Consider the following 21,577-nt stretch of genomic DNA (forward strand, 5'->3'; position numbering starts at 1 on the left):
CGGGCGCGTGACTGGATTAACCAAGTCTTAATGACGAGTTTGACTTTCGAGACTGAAAGAGAGACTTGTATTGTCAAGTTATTCTCTAATTTCATCACGAGAGAATAGAGAAAATAACGGAGGAATGGCCGATCATTTCCGGAGGTTGGCCGGCATGGAATTCCAAATCCTCCGTCTTTCATTACCTAAAACGTAGTTCGGTTGCCTGATTATGAGCCCGCTTCTTCTCTCCAGGGGATGCGGGCTCTTCTTTTTATAACTTGTAGCGATTTGTTACTATTTCGGCAGACCTGGCGACTTTGAGTGCCAGGCCTGCGCCAAAATAGTACATCCGTCGGTGTCACATGCCGGCGTTGTAGGCGGCAATCGCCGCCATGTTGACGATGTCGGAATCCTTGGCCGACATCGAGACGATCTGGATCGACTTGTCGAAGCCGACGAGCAGGGGACCAATCACCGTCGAGCCGCCGAGTTCCTGCAGCATCTTGGTCGAGATCGACGCCGAGTGGAACGCCGGCATGACGAGCACGTTGGCGGTGCCGGAGAGGCGGCAGAACGGATATTGCTCCATGACGCGGGCGTTGAGCGCCACGTCCGCCGCCATTTCCCCGTCATATTCGAAGTCGACGCGGCGCTTGTCGAGGATGTTGACCGCTTCGCGCACCCGCTCGGAGCGTTCGCCCGAGGGGTGGCCGAAGGTGGAATAGGCGAGCATCGCCACGCGCGGCACGTAACCGAGCCGTTTGGCGAGGCCGGCTGCCTCCTCGGCGATATCGGCAAGCTCCTCCGAAGAGGGCATGTCGTGCACTGCCGTGTCGGCGACGAGCACGGTGCGGCCGCGGCAGAGCGCGATCGAGACGCCGATGACACGATGGCCCGGCTTCGGATCGATGCAGCGGCGCACGTCCTCGAGGGCGGTCGAATAGTTGCGGGTGAGGCCCGTCACCATCCCGTCGGCGTCACCGAGTGCCACCATGCAGGCGGCGAAGTGGTTGCGGTCGTTGTTGATCAGGCGCTGGGCGTCGCGGAAGAGGAAGCCCTTCCGCTGCAGGCGGGCATAGAGATAGTCCGTATAGGCGCCGACGCGCTTGGAAAGGCGTGCATTGACGATCTGGATGCCGGGGCGGTCTAGGTCGATGCCCTCGCGCTCCGCCGTCTCGCGCATGCGCTCCTCGCGGCCGAGCAGGATGGCGGTGCCGAGCTGCTGGTTGGCATAGGCGATCGCCGAGCGCATGACCTGCACCTCTTCGCCTTCGGCAAAGACAATGCGCTTCGGCTGGCGCCGGACGCGTTCGTAGATACGCTGCAGCGTCGAGGCGATCGGGTCGCGGCGGGCGGAAAGCTGACGGCCATAGGCTTCGAGATCGGTGATCGGCTTCTGCGCGACGCCGCTTTCCATCGCAGCCTTGGCGACCGCCATCGGGATCGACGAGATCAGCCGCGGATCGAAGGGGACCGGGATGATGTATTGCGCGCCGAAGCGTGGACGGTTGCCCTGGTAGGCGGCCGCAACATCATCAGGCACATCTTCCTTGGCAAGGCTTGCCAGCGCTTCAGCCGCCGCGATCTTCATCGCGTCGTTGATCGTCGAGGCGCGCACGTCGAGCGCGCCGCGGAAGATATAGGGGAAACCAAGCACGTTGTTGACCTGGTTCGGATAGTCCGAACGGCCGGTCGCGACGATCGCGTCGTCACGGATGCGGGCGACTTCCTCCGGCGTGATTTCCGGATCCGGGTTGGCCATGGCGAAGATGATCGGCCGCGGTGCCATCGAGCGGACCATGTCTTCCGAAAGCGCACCCTTGGCCGAAAGGCCGAAGACCACGTCTGCGCCCTCGAGCGCTTCTGCGAGGGTGCGGCGGTCGGTCTTGACCGCGTGCGCCGACTTCCACTGGTTCATGCCTTCGGTGCGACCCTCGAAGATCACGCCCTTGGTGTCGCAAAGGATGATGTTTTCCGAATTGAAGCCCATCGACTTGATGAGCTCGATGCAGGCGATGGCAGCAGCACCCGCGCCGTTGCAGACGAGCTTCGTCGTCTTGAAGTCGCGGCCGGTCAAAGCCAGCGCATTGATCAGGCCGGCAGCGGCAATGATCGCGGTGCCGTGCTGGTCGTCGTGGAACACCGGGATGTCCATGACCTCGCGCAGCTTCTGCTCGATGATGAAACAGTCCGGGGCCTTGATGTCCTCGAGGTTGATGCCACCGAAGGACGGCCCCAGGAAGCGCACGCAGTTGATGAACTCGTCGACGTTCTCGGTATCGACTTCGAGGTCGATGGAATCGACGTCGGCGAAGCGCTTGAACAGCACCGCCTTGCCTTCCATGACCGGCTTGGAGGCAAGCGCCCCGAGGTTGCCGAGGCCGAGGATGGCGGTGCCGTTCGAGATGACGGCGACCATGTTGCCGCGCGTCGTGTAGTCATAGGCGGTGCTGGGGTCCTCGGCGATCGCCTTCACCGGCACCGCGACACCCGGCGAATAGGCAAGCGACAGGTCGCGCTGGGTCGCCATGGCCTTGGTGGGGGAAATCTCCAGCTTTCCGGGACGACCCTGCGAGTGAAAATCGAGCGCTTCTTGCGCGGTGACGCTCGTCATTGTGCGATCGGTCTTGTCGGTGGCCGGCATGTTTCCTCTATCCTCCTGTGGGCGAGCCTTGCGGCGCGCCTCTTTATGGTTGTCGTCTACAATTGCTTGGGGATAGTGTGCCATCTCTTTTTTCGGAACAATCATGAATTTCGTGACAGACCAATCGAACCGCGCCGGGGAGGTGTTGTCCGCAGCCGAACTGGCGAGCGAGGAAAGCCGTTCCACGGCCACGCCGATGATGGAACAGTTCATCGAGATCAAGGCGAACAACCCGGATTCGCTGCTGTTCTACCGCATGGGCGACTTCTACGAGCTGTTCTTCCAGGACGCGGTCGAAGCGTCGCGCGCGCTCGGCATCACGCTGACGAAGCGCGGCCAGCACATGGGACAGGAAATCCCGATGTGCGGCGTACCGGTGCATGCCGCCGACGATTATCTGCAGAAGCTGATCGGCCTCGGCTTCCGCGTCGCCGTCTGCGAGCAGGTCGAAGACCCGGCGGAGGCCAAGAAGCGCGGCGGCAAGTCGGTGGTGCGCCGCGACGTCGTGCGCCTGGTGACACCGGGCACGATCACCGAAGAGAAGCTGCTGTCGCCGTCGGAGACCAACTACCTGATGGCGCTGGCGCGCATCAAGAGCGGGTCCGAACCCGCTTACGCGCTTGCCTGGATCGATATCTCCACCGGCATCTTCCGGCTGGCCGAGACCGCCGAAAGCCGGCTGCTCGCCGATATCCTGCGCATCGAGCCGCGCGAACTGATCCTTGCCGATACGGTGTTTCACGATCCGGAATTGAGGCCCGTCTTCGACGTGCTCGGCCGCGTGGCCGTGCCGCAGCCGGCGGTGCTGTTCGACAGCGCGACGGCCGAGGGCCGCATTAGCCGCTATTTCGGCGTCAAGACGCTCGACGGCTTCGGCACATTCTCGCGCGCCGAATTGGCCGCCGCTTCGGCTGCGATCTCCTATGTCGAGAAGACCCAGCTTGCCGAACGTCCGGCGCTCGGCACCCCCGAGCGCGAAAGTGCCGCCTCGACGCTGTTCATCGATCCGGCGACCCGCGCCAACCTTGAACTGGTCAAGACACTCTCCGGCGCGCGCGAGGGCACGCTGCTGAAGGCGCTCGACCGCACGGTGACGAGCGGCGGCGCCCGGCTTCTCGCCGAGCGGCTGATGTCGCCGCTGACCGATCCGGACCGTATCAACCAGCGCCTCGACTCGATCGAGATCCTTGCGGATCAGCCTTCCTTCGCAGGCGACCTGCGCGACGCGCTGCGCCGTGCGCCGGATATGCCGCGCGCCCTGTCGCGACTGGCGCTCGGCCGCGGCGGTCCCCGTGATCTCGGCGCCATCCAGGCCGGCTTGCATGCGTCCGCGTCGATATCGCGCCGGATGGCGGCCGGCACGCTATCGGATGAGCTGAAGGAAGCACGCGCCGCGATCGACGCACTGCCCGCCGGTCTGCTCGGCCTGCTCGATGCCACCCTTGGCGAGGAATTGCCGCTGCTGAAGCGTGACGGCGGTTTCGTATGTGAAGGCGCCAATGCCGAGCTCGACGAAGTCCGGGCGCTACGCGACCAGTCGCGCCGGGTGATCGCCGGGTTGCAGCTGCAATATTCCGAAGAGACCGGCATCAAGTCGCTGAAGATCAAGCACAACAACGTGCTTGGCTATTTCATCGAGGTGACGGCCGGCAATGCCGGGTCGATGACCGATACGGATGCCGGCCGCGCCCGTTTCATCCATCGCCAGACCATGGCCAATGCCATGCGCTTCACCACGACGGAACTGGCCGAACTCGAAAGCAAGATTGCCAACGCCGCCGACCGGGCGCTGTCGATCGAGATCGAAGCCTTTGACGCCATGACGGCCGAGGTCGTTGCGGCTGCGGAGACCCTCAAGGCGGCGGCATTGGCGCTTGCGACCGTCGATGTATCGGTCGGCCTCGCCGTGCTCGCCGAGGAGCAGGCCTATGCCCGCCCCACTGTTGACCGCTCGCGCATGTTCGCGATCGACGGCGGCCGCCATCCGGTGGTCGAGCAGGCGCTGAAGCGCCAGGCAAGCAATGCCTTCGTCGCCAATGGCTGCGATCTCTCGCCGCCCGAGGGCGAGGAGGGCGGCGCGATCTGGCTGCTCACCGGTCCCAACATGGGCGGTAAGTCGACCTTCCTGCGCCAGAATGCGCTGATCGCGATCATGGCGCAGATGGGGACTTTCGTTCCCGCCGCAAGCGCCCATATCGGCATCGTCGACCGGCTCTTCTCCCGTGTCGGCGCCTCCGACGATCTGGCGCGCGGCCGCTCGACCTTCATGGTGGAGATGGTCGAGACGGCGGCGATCCTCAACCAGGCGACCGACCGCTCGCTGGTGATCCTCGACGAGATCGGTCGTGGCACCGCCACATTCGACGGCCTGTCGATCGCCTGGGCGGCGGTCGAGCATCTGCATGAGGCCAATCGCTGCCGCGGCCTCTTTGCCACCCACTTTCATGAGCTGACGGTGCTTTCGGAAAAGCTCGGTCGCCTGTCGAACGCGACCATGCGCGTCAAGGAATGGCACGGCGACGTGATCTTCCTGCATGAGGTGGGGCCTGGTGCCGCCGACCGGTCCTACGGCATCCAGGTCGCTCGCCTTGCCGGCCTGCCGGCCTCGGTGGTGGCGCGTGCCAAGGATGTGCTTGCCAAGCTCGAGGATGCCGACCGCAAGAACCCGGCCAGCCAGTTGATCGATGATCTGCCGTTGTTCCAGGTGGCGATCCGCCGCGAAGAGGTGAAGGCCGCAGGTCCGTCCAAGGTCGAAGAGGCGTTGAAGACGCTGAACCCAGACGACATGACGCCGCGCGAAGCGCTCGACGCGCTCTATGCGCTGAAGAAGGAACTGAGCGCCGTCAAGGCGGGATGAGGAAAAGTGTGTGCGGTTTTCCGCCCGCATCCCGCCAACCGCTGGCTAAGGCGGCGCGCGCCTTTTTCCTGTGCAGCCTTCCGTAAAAAGGGTATACAGCGCCGCGCGCCTTTGCCGGCGCGGCGATTGAAATGCTGTGTGGTCTTTGTTCGGCCTCGGTCGTAAGGATCATGCAGGAGCGCTCGATCGCGAGCGAACCACGCAACCAGTCGGACAGGACGCCCCTCGGCACTACATGGGCAGACACGAAACTTTCTTTCCCGAAATCCTCGATGTCGCAGCGCTCCGGGCAAAATGCGACTTCATCGCCTCGGCCCATGCCGAGCAGCGCGAGCCGATGCGCCAGGCGCTGCTGGCCGCCTTCAAGCAGGCAAACGTCGCCGGCCGGGCCAAGGCGCGCGAACTGTTTTATGCCGACGGAGCCGGCATTCTCTGCGCCGAGCGTATTTCCTGGCTGCAGGATCAGCTGATCACCGTACTGCATGATTTCGTGCTGAACGAGATCTTCGACGCAGCCAATGCGCCGCCGGCCTCGCGCATCGCGGTGGCGGCGGTCGGCGGTTATGGCCGCGGCACGCTGGCGCCGGGCTCGGATATCGACCTTCTGTTCCTGCTGCCGGTCAAGAAGGCCGTCTGGGCGGAACCGGCGATCGAGTTCATGCTCTATATCCTCTGGGATCTGGGCTTCAAGGTCGGCCACGCCACCCGCACCATCGACGAATGCATCCGCCTGTCGCGCGCCGACATGACCATCCGCACCGCCATTCTCGAGACGCGTTACATCTGCGGCTCCGAGACGCTGAGCGCCGAACTTGAAACCCGTTTCGACCACGAGATCGTGCGCAATACCGGCCCGGATTTTATCGCCGCCAAGCTTGCCGAGCGTGACGAGCGCCACCGCAAGGCGGGCGATACGCGCTATCTCGTCGAGCCGAACGTCAAGGAAGGCAAGGGCGGTCTTCGCGACCTGCACACGCTGTTCTGGATCGCCAAATATTTCTACCGCCTCAAGGACACCGCCGACCTCGTGAAGGTCGGGGTATTGTCGCGGCAGGAGTACCAGCTTTTCCAGAAAGCCGAGGACTTCCTCTGGGCGGTGCGCTGCCATATGCACTTCCTCACCGGCAAGGCGGAAGAGCGGCTCTCCTTCGACATCCAACGGGAGATCGCCGAAGCGCTGGGCTACCACGACCATCCGGGCCTTTCCGCCGTCGAGCGCTTCATGAAGCACTTCTTCCTGGTGGCGAAGGACGTCGGCGACCTGACCCGCATTTTCTGCGCCGCACTCGAAGACCAGCAGGCCAAGGATGCCCCCGGCATCTCCGGCATCATCGGCCGCTTCACTCATCGTAGCCGCAAGATCGCCGGCACGCTGGATTTCGTCGACGACGGCGGTCGCATTGCGCTCGCAAGCCCCGATGTCTTCAAGCGCGATCCGGTCAACCTGCTGCGCTTCTTCCACATCGCCGACATCAACGGCCTCGAGTTCCATCCGGCGGCCCTGCGCCAGGTGACGCGATCGCTGAGTTTGATCAAGCCGGCCCTTCGGGAAAACGAGGAGGCGAACCGCCTCTTCCTGTCGATCCTCACTTCGCGCCGCAAGCCGGAACTCATCCTCAGGCGCATGAACGAAGCGGGCGTGCTCGGCCGCTTCATTCCGGATTTCGGCAAGATCGTCTCGATGATGCAGTTCAACATGTATCATCACTATACGGTCGACGAGCACCTGCTGCGCACCGTCGACGTGCTCTCGCGCATCGAGGGCGGCATCGAGGAGGAGGCGCATCCGCTCGTCGCCAAGCTGATGCCGGGGATCGAGGAGCGCGAGGCGCTTTACGTCGCCGTGCTGCTGCACGACATCGCCAAGGGCAGGCCCGAGAATCACTCGACCGCCGGCGCAAAGGTGGCGCGCAAGCTCTGCCCGCGTTTCGGGCTGTCGCCAAAGCAGACCGAACTCGTGGCCTGGTTGATCGAGGAGCATCTGTTGATGTCGATGGTCGCCCAGACGCGCGACCTCAACGACCGCAAGACGATCGTCGACTTCGCCGAGCGGGTGCAGTCGCTCGACCGGCTGAAGATGCTGCTGGTCCTGACGGTCTGCGATATCCGCGCCGTCGGTCCCGGCGTCTGGAACGGCTGGAAGGGGCAGCTGTTGCGCACGCTCTATTACGAGACCGAACTGTTGCTGTCGGGCGGCTTCTCGGAACTGTCGCGCAAGGAGCGCGCCGCGCATGCCGCGATCATGCTTGGCGAGGCGTTGACGGACTGGACGGAGAAGGAACGCGACGATTATGTGCGCCTGCATTATCAGCCCTATCTGCTGACGGTGGCGCTCGAAGATCAGGTGCGCCATGCACGCTTCATCCGTGAAGCGGACGCCGCCGACAAGGCGCTGGCGACGATGGTGCGTACGCACCAGTTCCATGCGATCACCGAAATCACCGTGCTTTCGCCCGACCATCCGCGTCTCCTGACCGTGATCGCCGGCGCCTGCGCTGCCGCCGGTGCCAACATCGTCGATGCCCAGATCTTCACGACGTCTGACGGCCGGGCACTGGATACGATCCTGGTGAACCGCGAGTTTGCCGTCGACGGGGATGAGATGCGGCGAGCGGGCAGTATCGGCAAGCTGATCGAGGACGTGCTTGCCGGCCGCAAACGCCTGCCGGAAGTGATTGCCAGCAGGACGAAGGTGAAAAAACGCACCAAGGCGTTTACCGTGACGCCCGAGGTGACGATCAGCAACACATTGTCGAACAAGTTTACGGTGATCGAGGTCGAGGGCCTCGACCGTCCCGGCCTCTTGTCCGAGATCACTGCGGTGCTTTCCGATCTCTCGCTCGATATCGCCTCGGCGCACATCACCACCTTCGGTGAGAAGGTGATCGACACCTTTTACGTCACCGACCTCGTCGGTCAGAAGGTGACGAGCGAGAACCGTCAGATGAACATTGCCGCCCGCCTCAAGGCCGTCATGGCCGGTGAGGGTGACGAAGCCCGCGACCGCATGCCCTCCGGCATCATCGCTCCGCCACCGGGCGTTTCCTCCGCTCAAAGAACGACAAAAGCCGAAACATGAGTCTGGTCAAGAAATTTGCAACCGTCGGCGGCGCGACGCTTGGAAGCCGCCTGTTCGGCTTCATCCGCGAAACCTTCATGGCCGCTGCCCTCGGCACCGGCCCGGTCGCCGATGCCTTCAACACGGCCTTCCGCCTGCCGAACACCTTCCGCCGGCTGTTTGCCGAGGGGGCCTTCAACTCCGCTTTCGTGCCGCTCTTTGCCAAGGAGATCGAGGCGAACGGCATGGAGGGCGCGCGGCGCTTTTCCGAGGAAGTCTTCGGCGTCCTCTTCACCGTGCTTCTGTTCCTGACGATCGCGATGGAACTGACGATGCCCTTCATCGTCAGCAACCTGATCGCCCCCGGTTTTGCCGACGATCCGGAAAAGCTCGGCAATACCATCGTCTTTGCTGGCATCATGTTCCCCTATCTCGCCTGCATGTCGCTGGCGGCGATGATGGGCGGCATGCTGAACTCGCTGCATCGCTTCTTTGCGGCAGCGATTGCGCCGGTGTTCCTCAATGTCATCCTGATCGCGGTGCTGGCCTACGCCTGGTATGAGGGCCAAGATCCGGTGGCCGTCGGCTATGCGCTGTCCTGGGGGGTCATGGCGGCCGGTCTGGTGCAGCTTGCGATCGTCTGGATCGCCGTGCGCGACGCCGGCATCAAGATCGGCCTCCGCCGGCCGAAGATGACCGCCAGTGTCAGGCGCCTGCTGGTGCTAGCCCTGCCGGCGGCGATCACCGGCGGTATCACCCAGATCAACCTCCTGATCAATACCAATATCGCTTCGGCGAGCGAAGGCGCGGTCTCGTCGCTGGTCTATGCGGACCGCATCTACCAGCTTCCGCTCGGCGTCGTCGGCATCGCGGTGGCAACCGTGCTGCTGCCGGAACTTGCCCGGGCGCTGCGTTCCGGCAATGTCAACGAAGCGTCAAACCTGCAGAACCGCTCGGTCGAGTTCACGCTGTTCCTGACGCTGCCGGCGGCAGCAGCACTTCTGGTCATGTCCGAGCCGATCGTTCGGCTGCTCTTCGAGCGCGGCAAGTTCTCGCCGGAATCGACCGTCATCGTCGGTCACATCCTGGCGATTTACGGTCTCGGCCTGCCGGCTTTCGTCTTGATCAAGGCCTTCATTCCCGGTTTCTTCGCGCGCGAGGATACGCGCACGCCGATGATCTTCGCTGCCATCTCCGTCGTTGTGAACGTCTCGCTGGCGCTCACTCTGTTTCCGCGGCTCGGCGCAAGCGGCATCGCCACGGCCGAGATCGTTGCCGGCTGGGTCAACGCTGTCCTGCTTTTCGCAACACTTGTCTGGCGCGGCCATTGGGGCAGGGACATCCCGTTGCTGACCCGCATTCCGCGCCTCGCCATCGCGGCGGCCGGTATGGCCGCGGCGCTGTATTTCGCGATCGACTGGTTCGCCTTCGAGCTCTCTTCCGCCGCGCCGCTCGTGACGCGGGCAGTAACCCTGCTCGGTCTGGTCTCGGTGGCGATGGTGATCTACTTCGCGCTCGCCTTCGGTCTCGGCGGCGCCAGCCTCGGCATGATCCGCCGCAGCATCAAGCGCAAGGCCAAAGGACCGGCAGAACCCGCTGCAGCACCGGAGGCGAGCGACTGATGCGCCAGACGATCGCACGCATTGCCCTGGTCGTGCCGGACTACGATGCCGGCATCGCCTTCTATTGCGGCAAGCTCGGCTTCGACCTCGTGGAAGACACGAGGCTCGACGATAGCAAGCGCTGGGTCGTCGTCCGTCCCAGGGGCGCGGTCGAGACTTCGCTGCTGCTTGCCAAGGCCGACGGCGAACGCCAGCAGGCGGCGATCGGCAACCAGACCGGCGGCCGCGTCGGCTTCTTCCTCTTCACCGACGATTTCGCTCGCGACCATGCGGCGATGCTGGCCGAAGGCGTCGCCTTTCTGGAAGCGCCGCGCCACGAGCCCTATGGCACGGTGGCGGTCTTCAGCGACCCGTTCGGCAACCATTGGGATCTGCTGCAACCGGCGGAATAGACGAGGCTGCGGCGACCTCTTGATTGCCTACCGCCACCCGTGCATAAGCCATGCCGTTAGCAACATGGGCGTTTCTGCCCTGGGGCCCTCCACCAGCCTATTGAGGACGACATGAACGAATTCAAGCCGCTCGTATTCTCCGGCGTTCAGCCGACGGGCAATCTCCATCTCGGCAACTATCTCGGTGCGATCCGCAAGTTCGTGGCACTGCAGGAAAACAACGACTGCATCTACTGCGTCGTCGACCTGCATTCGATCACGGCCCAGCTCGTGCATGAGGACCTGAAGGGGCAGATCCGCTCGATCGCCGCTGCCTTCATCGCTTCGGGCATCGACCCCAAGAAACATATCGTCTTCAATCAGTCGGCCGTGCCCCAGCATGCCGAACTCGCCTGGATCTTCAATTGCGTCGCCCGCATCGGCTGGATGAGCCGCATGACGCAGTTCAAGGACAAGGCCGGCAAGGACCGCGAGAACGCCTCGCTCGGTCTGCTCGCCTATCCGAGCCTGATGGCGGCCGACATTCTCGTCTATCGCGCCACCCACGTTCCCGTCGGTGACGACCAGAAGCAGCACCTGGAGCTGACGCGCGACATTGCCCAGAAGTTCAATATCGACTTCATGGAGCATATCCGCAGCGCCGGCTACGGTGTCGATATGGTTGTCGGCGAGGAGCCGATCCACGCCTATTTTCCGCCGGTCGAGCCGCTGATCGGCGGCGCGACGCCGCGCGTCATGTCGCTGCGTGATGGCACGAAGAAGATGTCGAAATCCGACCCGTCCGACCTTTCGCGCGTCAACCTGATGGACGACGCCGAGACGATCTCGAAGAAGATCCGCAAGGCCAAGACCGATCCGGATGCGCTACCAAGCGAGGTCGAAGGGCTCAAGGGTCGTCCGGAAGCGGAAAACCTCGTCGGTATCTATGCGGCGCTGTCGGACAAGACCAAGGAGCAGGTGCTCGCCGAGTTTGGCGGGCAGCAGTTCTCGGTCTTCAAGCCGGCTCTGGTCGACCTCGCGGTCGAGGTCCTGTCGCCGATCACCGCCGAAATGCGCCGCCTGATGGGCGACACCGCTCACATTGACGCCATTCTCCGCGATGGCGGCGAGCGGGCGCGGGCGCGGGCGGAAAAGACGATGAGCGAAGTGCGCGAGATCATCGGTTTTCTGCAGTAGTTGACTGAATCCGGGTCCTCGGACCCGGATTCACTTCGGTTCAGGAGTCGAAGCGGACCAAGAGCGGAAGGCTACGGGCACTTTTCCGTGTCCCGCTCCGAAACGCGAAAATCAGACCTTGCGGCGGCCAACCCGGGATGTATTGTTCACCCTATGGTCTCGACCCGACTCTCTCGACTTGAAGGTCACCGCCGCAAATTCATGGCGGTGATAGACGATACCCCGGAATGCGGGCGCGCCGTGCACTATGCGGGCATGCGCGCCAAGAACTCCAATGGCGGTCTCGTCCTGCTCTATGTGATCGCCGATGGCGACTTCCAGCAATGGCTGGGGGTCGAGGAAATCATGCGTGCGGAAGCGCGCGAGGAAGCCGAGGCGACGCTCGCCAAGGTGGCCCAGTCGGTCCGCGAACGGATCGGTATCGAGCCGGAGATCGTCATCCGCGAGGGAACTGCCACGGAGCAGATTCATGCGGCGATCGAGGAGGACCGCGACATCGCCATTCTGGTGCTCGCCGCCGGATCGGCAAAAGAGGGCCCAGGCCCGCTGGTGTCGTCGATCGCGGGCAAGGCAGCCGCCTTCCCGATCCCCGTCACGGTCATCCCCGATGCCCTGACGGACGAGGAGATCGACGCGCTCAGCTGACCTGCGTCGCTTTTCATGGGTCAAGCGGGATGCGGGCGGAAAACCGCTCACACTTTTCCTCATCGCGCTTTATGTACTCTTGCGACCAGAGGGCCATGCCCCTATATTCTTTTGAATAATTCTAAAGAGCTGGGCGACTGTCGCTCCCGGCGAAACGGAGACAGACATGTTCATTCAGACCGAAGCCACGCCGAACCCGGCAACGCTGAAGTTTTTGCCGGGCAAGGTTGTTATGGAAAACGGCACCGCCGAATTCCGCGACGAGGAAGAAGCCCGCGCCGGCTCGCCGCTGGCGGCACGGCTGTTTTCGATTCCGGGCGTCACCGGCGTCTATTTCGGCTACGATTTCATCACCGTCAGCAAGGAAAGCCAGGAGTGGCAGCACCTGAAGCCAGCTATCCTCGGTTCGATCATGGAGCATTTCATGTCGGGCCAGGCGATCATGGCTGGCAGCGGCCGCGCCGAGCAGTCGGATCAGGAAGACGAGTTCTTCGACGAAGGTGACGAGACGATCGTTGCCACGATCAAGGAGCTTCTGGAAACCCGCGTGCGCCCGGCCGTTGCACAGGACGGTGGTGACATCACCTTCCGAGGCTTCAAGGACGGCACCGTTTTCCTCAACATGAAGGGTGCCTGCTCGGGCTGCCCGTCGTCCACGGCGACGCTGAAGCATGGCGTGCAGAACCTGCTGCGCCATTTCGTTCCCGAGGTGCAAGCCGTCGAGGCCGTCTGACACCGGACGCCGTCCGGCGTCTCGCGAAAAAGGGCGGGATGAAGAAAAATGTGCGCGGTTTTCCGCCCGCATCCTGACCTGACCGAGTAGTATCGATTTTGCCGCAAAGCCTGGTCGGCCTTGCGGCTTGTGGCGTCTGAAAGATCCAGCGTTGAAATGATTGTACTTGCGATCGACACGTCCGGCTCCGGCTGCTCCGTTGCCGTCTACGACGGCGAAGCGGCTGTTGTGCTCGGGCGCTCGGGCGCCGATCTCGGCAAAGGTCATGCCGAGCGGCTGATGGAATTCGTTGACGAGGCGCTGGCCGCGGCTGGCCGATCGCTTGCCGATATCGACCGCATCGCGGTCACCGTCGGTCCGGGCTCGTTCACCGGCATTCGCGTCGGCGTGGCGGCCGCTCGCGGCCTGGCGCTGGCGCTCGGCAAGTCTGCGGTCGGCGTCTCGACGCTCGCGGTCTTGGCTGAAGGCATACGTGCTGCAGCGCCCGGCAGGGACATCCTCGTGGCCATCGATGCCAAGCGGGACGAAGTCTATGTCCAGGCTTTCGGCGCGACCGGTGATGCCATAAGTGAGCCCGAAGCGCTCTCTGTCGAGGTGGCGCGCGAACGCTTCTCCGGCTTTGATGGCGTCATCGGCGGCTCCGGCGCGGCTCTCGTTGCCCCGAATGCCCCTGCCAAACCCTCCGAACTCATCGATGTTGCCTTTGTCGCCGCGCTCGGCGCCGCTGCTGATCCAGCCTCGGCCAAGCCGCGACCGCTATATCTCCGAGGCCCCGACGCCAAGCCGCAGGCGGGCTTCGCGATTGCCCGAGCGTAGACCGAGATGAGCTTCACCGATTACTTCACCCGCCGTACCGAGTTCGACATTTTTCCGCTGGAGGAAGCCGACCTTCTCGCGGCGGCAGCGCTGCACCGCCAGCGTTTTGCAAGCCCCTGGACCGACGGCGAAATTCACGCGCTGCTGGTGCAGGACACTGTATTCGGTTTTGTCGCCCGCCAGACGAACGGCTCGTTCCGTCCGGCCTTTGGCGGTTTCGTCCTGTCGCGCGCCGTCGCCGGCGAGGCCGAAATCCTGACGATCGGCGTCGAGCCGCGTTATGCGCGCTCCGGTCTCGGTTGGCGGCTGATGCAGGCGGCGATGCGCGAGGCCCTGGTCAAGGGTTCCGAAGCGCTGTTCCTCGAAGTGGACGAGACCAATCAAGCGGCGATCGGGCTTTACCGTAAGCTCGGCTTCAACAAGGTCGGCGAACGCCGCGCCTATTACCAGGACAAGGCCGGCCAGCGGACTGCCGCGCTTGTCATGCGGCTTGATCTTCGCTAGTCCCAAGCGCGGATTAGCGTGGGATGAGGAAAAGTGTATGCGGTTTTCCGCCCGCATCCCGCTCTAACTTTTCAAGGATGGGCGCGGGAACTCTTTCCGGATGATCAATTGGCTACGGATTGCGATCTTCGCAGCGCTTCTGGCGCTGGTTTCGCTCGTTCTGATGCCGATCCAGATCGTCTGCCTCTGGCTCAACCTGAGCCTTCGCCGCCGGCTGCCGCGATACTGGCATCGGCTCGCCTGCTACCTTCTCGGCATCAAGGTGCGGGTTCACGGCGAGGTCGAGCGGCGGCGGCCGCTGCTCATCTGCGCCAATCACGCCTCCTGGAAGGACATTCTGGTACTGTCCTCGGTCACCGACGTCGTCTTCGTCGCAAAGTCCGAAGTGAAAAGCTGGCCGGTCTTCGGCCACCTCGCACGATTGCAGGCGTCGATCTTCGTCGAGCGCGAGCAGAAGCGCTCGACCGGCAAGCAGGTGAGCGAAATCGGTCAGCGCATGGCGTCGGGCGAGATCGTCGTGCTCTTTCCGGAGGGAACGACGTCGGATGGCAACCGCCTGCTGGAGATCAAGACCTCGCTCTTCGGCGCTGCCGCGTCCGCCGTGCCGCATTCGCCGACCGGGCTCGTGCATGTCCAGCCAGTCGCGATCTCCTATACCGGCATCCATGGTATGCCGATGGGCCGCTTCAACCGGCCGATTGCCGCATGGCCGGGCGACACCGAACTGGTGCCGCATCTGCTCGGCATCCTGCGCGAAGGGGCGATCGAAGTTGACGTCGATTTCGGTGAAGCCATCGACTACGATCGGCACACCAATCGCAAGGAAGTGAGCCGCAAAGTCGAGCAGCGCATCCGGAGCATGCTGTCGGACCGGTTGCGCGGACGGGCCTGACGCCTGCCGGCAAAGGCAGTCGTGCCGAAAATACTTCAACTTCGGGCCGCTTTGCACTAAGTAAGCCGCCATGACCCAGGATACAGCCCTTCTGTCGACAACGCCCGTAACGGGCGACGAGCGCGTGCCGGCCCGCAAGGTCTTCGTCAAGACCTATGGCTGCCAGATGAACGTCTATGATTCCGACCGCATGTCGGATGCCTTGTCGCGTGATGGTTATGTCTCGACCGACGTGCTGGAAGATGCCGACTTCGTGCTCCTCAACACCTGTCATATCCGTGAGAAGGCGGCGGAAAAGGTCTATTCCGAGCTTGGCCGCCTGCGTGACCTGAAGAAGGCGAAGGCCAAGGAAGGCCGCGAGATGGTGATCGGCGTTGCCGGCTGCGTCGCACAGGCCGAAGGCGACGAGATCCTCAGGCGCGCGCCGGCGGTCGATCTGGTGATCGGCCCGACGACCTATCACCGCCTGCCGGAAGCACTGAAACGTGCCCGCGGCGGCGAGCGCGTCGTCCAGACGGACTATGCCGTCGAGGACAAGTTCGAACACCTGCCGGCGCCCGACAGGGCGAAGACCCGCGCCCGCGGCGTCACCGCTTTTCTCACGGTGCAGGAGGGTTGCGACAAGTTCTGCACCTTCTGTGTCGTGCCCTATACGCGCGGCTCGGAAGTTTCCCGCCCGGTTGCGCAGATCGTCTTTGAAGCGGAAAAGCTGGTCGATGGCGGCGTCCGTGAAATCACCCTGCTCGGCCAGAACGTCAACGCCTGGCATGGCGTCGGACCCGATGGCCGCGAATGGGGGCTTGGCGACCTGCTCACGCGTCTCGGCGAGATCGAGGGGCTTGCGCGGCTCCGCTACACGACGAGCCACCCGCGCGACATGGACGACAGCCTGATCGAAGCGCATCGCTCGATGGGCAAGCTGATGCCTTACCTGCACCTGCCCGTGCAGTCCGGCTCCGACCGCATCCTGAAGGCGATGAACCGGAGGCACACAGCGGCCGAATATCTGGCGCTGATCGAGCGTATCCGCGCGGTCCAGCCGGACCTCGCACTGTCGGGCGATTTCATCGTCGGCTTCCCGGGCGAGACCGACGAGGACTTCGAAGACACCATGCGCCTGGTCGAGGCCGTGGGTTATGCACAGGCATTTTCATTCAAATATTCGACACGCCCCGGCACGCCCGGCGCCGAGCTCGGCGACCAGGTTCCCGAGGACGTAAAAGCCAAGCGCTTGGAAAAATTGCAGGCTTTGCTGTTTTCGCAGCAGCGCGCCTTCGCCGAATCCTGCGTCGGCCGCGAAATCGACCTGCTTTTGGAGAAGGCAGGACGCATGCCGGGCCAGCTCGTCGGGCGTTCCCCTTGGCTGCAGCCCGTGAATGTTGATGCAAAAGCATCGCAAATCGGTGACATTATCAAGGTGCGAATCATCAAGGCCGGGCCGAACAGCCTGTTTGCGGAGATGATCGGGTAAGGACCGAACACAAGGAGCCTGAACCGCTTGAACGGACACGAACTGATCTCTTCATCATCGCGCCAGTCGAAAACAACTGCGACAGACGCCAATCACTTCGTGCTCACGTTCGAGAACAACCGGTTCGCCAGCGAACTCTTCGGGCAGTTCGACCAGAATCTGAAGCTCCTCGAAGAGCGGCTCCGGATCGAAGCGCACCCGCGCGGTAATTCCGTTGCGATCTCAGGTGATGTCGTCGCCACCAATCAGGCGCGGCGCGCTCTCGATTTTCTCTATGGACGGTTGCAGAGCGGCGGATCGATCGATACGTCGGATGTGGAAGGCGCGATCCGGATGGCGGTCGCTGCCGACGATCAGCTACAATTACCGACCATGGAGAAAAAAGCCAAATTGACGATGGCGCAGATTTCGACGCGCAAGAAGACGATCGTCGCCCGCACGCCGACGCAGGATGCCTATATCCGCGCGCTCGAGCGTTCCGAGCTCGTCTTCGGTGTCGGTCCGGCTGGTACCGGCAAGACCTATCTCGCGGTTGCCCATGCAGCACAGCTGCTGGAGCGCGGCGCCGTCGACCGTATCGTGCTTTCGCGTCCTGCCGTCGAGGCAGGCGAGCGCCTGGGCTTCCTGCCCGGCGACATGAAGGAGAAGGTCGACCCCTATCTCCGGCCCCTCTACGACGCGCTCTATGACATGATGCCGGGCGACAAGGTCGAACGGGCGATTACCGCCGGCGTCATCGAAATCGCACCGCTCGCCTTCATGCGTGGCCGCACGCTTGCCAATGCCGCCGTCATCCTCGACGAGGCGCAGAACACGACATCGATGCAGATGAAGATGTTCCTGACCCGTCTCGGCGAAAACGGCCGCATGATCGTCACCGGCGATCCGAGCCAGGTCGACCTGCCGCGCGGCGTCAAGTCGGGCCTGGTCGAGGCTCTGCAGATCCTGAGGGGCGTCGAGGGCGTCTCGGTGGTGCGCTTCAAGGATGTCGACGTCGTCCGTCATCCGATGGTGGCGCGTATCGTCAGGGCTTACGAGTCCCACACGGCCGTTCACGACGAAAGCGAGCAGAGCGACCGCTGATCGGCGGTCGTTGCGATCATGACGGCATTGGACATCCAGATCAGCGTGGAAGAAGGCAATTGGCCCGAGGAAGAGGCCTTGCTTGCCTTCTCATCGCCCGTGCTCGAAGCGGCTGCAGCCTATCTCGCGGCCGAAGAGAAGCAGCCGCTGCCGCAGATGCCGCCGGAACTTTCCCTTGTCTTCACCGACGACGCTTCCATGCGGGCGATCAACGCCGAATGGCGCAACCAGGACAAGCCGACCAATGTGCTGTCCTTCCCCGCTTTCCCGGTGAAACCGGGTGCGATGCCGGGACCGATGCTGGGTGACATCATCGTCGCCCGCGAGACGCTCGAGCGCGAAGCCGTGGAACTCGAGAAATCCTTCGATGCGCATCTGACGCATCTTCTCGTGCATGGATTCCTGCATCTTTTCGGTTATGATCATATGGAAGATGACGAAGCCGAAAGAATGGAAAGCCTGGAGACTCGCATTTTGGCGCGTCTTGGCTTATCTGACCCCTACGGGGATCGTACCCCGGATTAACAGTTTGGACCGATGAGCGATTACAAAACACAGCCCGTCGCGCTGGCGACCGAGGAGGCAGACGCCTCCGGAGAGGCGGAGGCGGGCAGTAGTAGCACCGCCACTCGACACGAGGGCACGAAATCCACTTCTACCTTCTGGAGCCGGGCCGCGCGCCTGTTGCGCGGCGCAAGTCCATCGAGCCTGCGCGAGGATCTTGCCGACGCGCTTCAGACCGATGCCGATAGCAACACGGCCTTCTCGCCCGGCGAACGGGCGATGCTCAACAATATCCTGCGCTTCCGCGAGATCAGGGTCGAGGACGTCATGGTCCCGCGTGCCGACATCGAAGCGGTCGACCAGAGCATCACCATCGGCGAGCTGATGGTGATCTTCGAAGAGTCCGGCCGCTCGCGCATGCCGGTCTATAACGAAGGCCTCGATGATCCCCGCGGCATGGTGCACATCCGCGACCTGCTTTCCTATGTCACCAAGCAGGCCCGCAATCGGCGCCGCAACGGCAAGGCGCCGGCTGCCACAGGCGAAAAGACCGAGAAGACGCCCCGATCGCCGAAGGCGAGCTTCGATCTCTCCCGCGTCGATCTCGGCAAGTCGCTGGAAGAGGCGGGCATCGTCCGCCAGCTCCTGTTCGTGCCGCCTTCGATGCTGGCCTCGGACCTGATGCAGCGCATGCAGGCCGCCCGTATCCAGATGGCGCTCGTCATCGACGAGTACGGCGGCACCGACGGTCTCGTTTCGCTCGAAGACATCGTCGAGATGGTCGTTGGCGATATCGAGGACGAGCACGACGATGACGAAGTGATGTTCGCCCGTACCTCGGACGATGTTTTCCTCGCCGACGCTCGCGTCGAGCTGGAAGAGATCGCCGCGGCGATCGGCCCCGATTTTGACGTGCGTGAGCAACTCGAAGACGTCGACACGCTCGGCGGCCTGATCTTCGCCTCGCTCGGCCGTATTCCGGTGCGTGGCGAGGTCGTCCAGGCCATTCCGGGCTTCGAGTTCCAGATCCTCGACGCCGACCCGCGGCGCGTGAAACGCGTTCGCATCATGCGCAAGCGTCCGCCGGCTCGCCGTCGCCCGTTGCGGCCGGAGGGTGAAACCGCTCCGGAGACGGTTACGGTCAATCGTGCCAACGGCGCAGCACCTTCCGAAGCAGCGGCCGACGAGTAATAATCGCTCTGCCCCCGCGCACGTTTCCATGTGCGCGGCGCAGAGTGTGCGTGGCAGACGCCTCCCATCCATCCGCTTGACGTCTCCCGGCTTGAACGCGGTTCTCAAGGACCGGCGGCTCGACCCAAGCCGGAGCACATGCCTTCCGTATCCAAATCCGCCCCTGAAGGGGACAAGCAGCCGGTTTTTTGGAACACTGGCGCCGATTGATTCGGTTGTTGTTTCGCTCCGGCGCCGCGGCTAGCGGCCGGGATCGACTGGAGGCTGCATGGTAAGACTGGCTGGCAGGGTGATGCTTCTCTCCGGTTTCCCGAGGGCATTGCTCGCGTTCCTTGCGGGGCTTCTCGCGGTTCTGGCGCAACCGCCCTTCGGCATCTTCGCCTTTGCTTTCGTCGCTTTCCCGATCCTCGTCTGGCTGCTTGACGGCGCGACCGGAAATCCGGATGGCGGCAGCGTCAGGCGGCTCTGGCCGGCGGCGGCGATCGGCTGGTGGTTCGGCTTCGGCTACTTCCTCGGCGGTCTCTGGTGGCTCGGCAACGCGCTCCTGGTGGAGGCCGACGACTTCGCCTGGGCGTTGCCGCTCGCTGTCGTCGGTCTCCCGGCCTTCCTGGCGCTCTTTTATGCGCTGGCGACGCTGATCGCGCGCCTGTTCTGGTCCGATGGTGTCGGGCGGATCGCAGCACTTGCTCTGGCCTTTGGCCTTTGCGAATGGCTGCGCAGCTTCCTCTTCAGCGGGTTTCCCTGGAATGCCATCGGCTATGCGGCGATGCCGATGCCGCTGATGATGCAGTCTGCAAGCGTCGTCAGTCTTGCGACCATCAACATGCTGGCGGTCTTCGTCTTCGCGGCACCCGCACTCATTGCCACCGGCAGGGGAAGCCGGATTGGTCTCGCGGCCGCACTCATCCTCCTCACGGCGCACGTCGGCTTCGGCTTCTATCGCCTGGCACAGCCAGCCCCCCCTGCGGCCGAGCCGCCGCTGACGGTCCGTCTCGTCCAGCCGGTGATCGATCAGGCGAAAAAGCTCGACGACCGCGAGCGTGCGGCGGTCTTCGAGGAACATCTTTCGCTCACTGCTACCGCGCCCGAAAACGGCGGCAAACGCCCGGACATCGTCGTCTGGCCCGAGACGTCGATCCCCTTCATCCTCACCGACAATCCCGACGCCCTGGCGCGCATCGCCGAGGTGCTCGATGACGATCAGATCCTCATCGCCGGTGCGGTGCGCGCCGAGGACGCGGGCGCCGGCCTGCCGCCGCGCTACTACAACTCGATCTATGTCATCGATGGCCGCGGCCAGATCATTGGTGCCGCCGACAAGGTGCATCTCGTCCCGTTTGGCGAGTATCTGCCGTTCGAGGAGGTGCTGTCGTCCTGGGGCTTGAGTTCCATCGCCGCCTCCATGCCGGGCGGCTTTTCGGCGGCAAAGAGCCGCTCGCTGCTGACCTTGCCCGGCGGCAGGAAGTTCTATCCGCTGGTCTGCTACGAGGCGATCTTCCCCGACGAGATCGACGGGGCCGCGCGCGGAACGGATGCGCTTCTCAACATCACCAATGATGCGTGGTTCGGCGACACGCCCGGTCCGCGCCAGCATTTCCATCAGGCACAACTGCGCGCCATCGAGACCGGAACCCCCCTGATCCGCGCAGCCAACAGCGGTATATCAGCAATTGTTGATGCACGTGGGGTTTTAATGGTAGGATTGTCCTACAATTATAGGGGAGTGGTCGACACACTTCTGCCGGGAAAGATGCCTACGCCTTTGGACGGCGCTATGCGAAGCCGAATCTTCTGGCTGAGTGCACTCTTGCTCCTTCTGGTTGCAGTGTTTTCGCGTGTTGGTTTTAATATTAGGAAGAATTGACCTAAAACCCCTAAAATTGCATAGTGGTCCGCACCATCGTCCTTGTTGTGGCGGCTTTGTCGTATCACCGTGGCGGTCGCCTCGGTGAGCGGTGCTTCATGCCGGGCGGTGGATCAAACGAAACAGCGTGTTTGGGAACGCAG

At 63.3% G+C, this 21,577-nt stretch carries 16 protein-coding genes; 15 read left to right on the top strand and 1 reads right to left on the bottom strand.

Features of this window, described 5'->3' with window-relative positions:
* Positions 1-340 precede the first annotated feature (340 nt).
* The gene (locus tag ACTJKM_RS16625) at positions 341-2,626 is read right to left on the bottom strand and encodes an NADP-dependent malic enzyme (RefSeq protein ID WP_057248005.1); all 2,286 of its coding nucleotides are present in this window, start codon (positions 2,624-2,626) and stop codon (positions 341-343) included.
* 103 nt (positions 2,627-2,729) lie between these two features.
* On the opposite strand from ACTJKM_RS16625, the gene mutS reads away from it, so the two are divergent.
* From mutS to lnt, 15 genes are all read left to right on the top strand, one after another.
* Positions 2,730-5,483 carry a DNA mismatch repair protein MutS gene (gene mutS / locus ACTJKM_RS16630; RefSeq protein ID WP_058329098.1) on the top strand — a complete coding sequence of 918 codons (2,754 nt, stop codon included), beginning with the start codon at positions 2,730-2,732 and terminating at the stop codon, positions 5,481-5,483.
* A 235-nt stretch (positions 5,484-5,718) separates the two neighbouring features.
* Positions 5,719-8,562, top strand: coding sequence for a [protein-PII] uridylyltransferase (locus tag ACTJKM_RS16635; RefSeq protein ID WP_058329097.1), 2,844 nt, complete (start codon positions 5,719-5,721; stop codon positions 8,560-8,562).
* Entirely contained in the window at positions 8,559-10,163 is a 1,605-nt protein-coding gene (gene murJ / locus ACTJKM_RS16640; RefSeq protein WP_058329096.1) for a murein biosynthesis integral membrane protein MurJ, read from the top strand. Before ACTJKM_RS16635 ends, murJ begins: the two co-directional genes overlap by 4 nt.
* Positions 10,163-10,555, top strand: coding sequence for a VOC family protein (locus ACTJKM_RS16645; protein WP_058329095.1), 393 nt, complete (start codon positions 10,163-10,165; stop codon positions 10,553-10,555). The genes murJ and ACTJKM_RS16645 overlap by 1 nt, the downstream gene beginning before the upstream one ends.
* A gap of 111 nt (positions 10,556-10,666) precedes the next feature.
* Complete coding sequence (trpS, locus tag ACTJKM_RS16650) at positions 10,667-11,731, top strand: tryptophan--tRNA ligase (protein WP_057248010.1); 1,065 nt, start codon at positions 10,667-10,669, stop codon at positions 11,729-11,731.
* 153 nt (positions 11,732-11,884) lie between these two features.
* Positions 11,885-12,376, top strand: a complete 492-nt coding sequence (locus ACTJKM_RS16655; RefSeq protein ID WP_057248011.1) for a universal stress protein — start codon at positions 11,885-11,887, stop codon at positions 12,374-12,376.
* 166 nt (positions 12,377-12,542) lie between these two features.
* Positions 12,543-13,109, top strand: coding sequence for a NifU family protein (locus ACTJKM_RS16660; protein WP_057248012.1), 567 nt, complete (start codon positions 12,543-12,545; stop codon positions 13,107-13,109).
* 156 nt (positions 13,110-13,265) lie between these two features.
* The gene (gene tsaB / locus ACTJKM_RS16665) at positions 13,266-13,925 is read left to right on the top strand and encodes a tRNA (adenosine(37)-N6)-threonylcarbamoyltransferase complex dimerization subunit type 1 TsaB (protein ID WP_058323655.1); all 660 of its coding nucleotides are present in this window, start codon (positions 13,266-13,268) and stop codon (positions 13,923-13,925) included.
* A gap of 6 nt (positions 13,926-13,931) precedes the next feature.
* Positions 13,932-14,429 (top strand): GNAT family N-acetyltransferase, encoded by a 498-nt coding sequence (locus ACTJKM_RS16670; protein ID WP_058323654.1) that lies wholly within the window; start codon positions 13,932-13,934, stop codon positions 14,427-14,429.
* Between the two features lie 100 nt (positions 14,430-14,529).
* A complete protein-coding gene (locus ACTJKM_RS16675) occupies positions 14,530-15,321 on the top strand; it encodes a lysophospholipid acyltransferase family protein (RefSeq protein WP_058323653.1) in 792 nt (263 codons plus the stop codon).
* Between the two features lie 70 nt (positions 15,322-15,391).
* Positions 15,392-16,792 (top strand): tRNA (N6-isopentenyl adenosine(37)-C2)-methylthiotransferase MiaB, encoded by a 1,401-nt coding sequence (miaB, locus tag ACTJKM_RS16680; protein WP_440660648.1) that lies wholly within the window; start codon positions 15,392-15,394, stop codon positions 16,790-16,792.
* A gap of 27 nt (positions 16,793-16,819) precedes the next feature.
* Entirely contained in the window at positions 16,820-17,875 is a 1,056-nt protein-coding gene (locus ACTJKM_RS16685) for a PhoH family protein (RefSeq protein ID WP_057248017.1), read from the top strand.
* Positions 17,876-17,893: 18 nt separating this feature from the next.
* The gene (ybeY, locus tag ACTJKM_RS16690; protein ID WP_440660649.1) at positions 17,894-18,400 is read left to right on the top strand and encodes an rRNA maturation RNase YbeY; all 507 of its coding nucleotides are present in this window, start codon (positions 17,894-17,896) and stop codon (positions 18,398-18,400) included.
* Positions 18,401-18,412: 12 nt separating this feature from the next.
* Entirely contained in the window at positions 18,413-19,570 is a 1,158-nt protein-coding gene (locus ACTJKM_RS16695) for a hemolysin family protein (RefSeq protein ID WP_058329093.1), read from the top strand.
* 268 nt (positions 19,571-19,838) lie between these two features.
* Positions 19,839-21,434 carry an apolipoprotein N-acyltransferase gene (gene lnt / locus ACTJKM_RS16700; RefSeq protein ID WP_440660651.1) on the top strand — a complete coding sequence of 532 codons (1,596 nt, stop codon included), beginning with the start codon at positions 19,839-19,841 and terminating at the stop codon, positions 21,432-21,434.
* Positions 21,435-21,577: the final 143 nt, after the last annotated feature.

It is taken from the genome of Ensifer sp. 22460 (assembly GCF_052044935.1).
GTDB lineage: Bacteria > Pseudomonadota > Alphaproteobacteria > Rhizobiales > Rhizobiaceae > Ensifer.